The sequence below is a fragment of the Gelidibacter salicanalis genome (assembly GCF_016469035.1).
GTDB classification, from domain to species: Bacteria; Bacteroidota; Bacteroidia; order Flavobacteriales; family Flavobacteriaceae; genus Gelidibacter; species Gelidibacter salicanalis_A.
Genome location: NZ_JAEHJZ010000344.1, coordinates 1 through 311, shown reverse-complemented (window position 1 = coordinate 311; position 311 = coordinate 1). Strand labels below are relative to the sequence as shown.

The 311-nt window shown below is 38.3% G+C and carries 1 protein-coding gene; it reads left to right on the top strand.

The window, feature by feature from the left end:
• On the top strand, positions 1-311 hold a 311-nt coding region (locus JEM65_RS21640; RefSeq protein WP_199603838.1), incomplete at both ends, for a hypothetical protein.

Below are 311 nucleotides of genomic sequence, written 5' to 3'. Positions count from 1 at the left end.
CTTTTAATCATGCATCCGTTGACAGTTTTCCAGGTATCTCTGCTATCTATTACAGTGAAGCTGAAGGTTATTCTGATAGGTTGCATTTAAAGTCTGGGAATTCGAATGTAAATGTAGCTGCAGGCAACTATCAGCGATGGGGTGATTATACGGGAAGTCAAAAAAAGTATAATGAACCTGGCATGGTTTGGATTAATGGCTTTATTGGTAGCTTTAGTGCCCTTCATCCTTCACCAAACCAACACAAAACTTTTGTTGCGAAATTGATTTCTCCAGATCTAAGTGCTACTTCGATAAAAGATGAAGTTAAC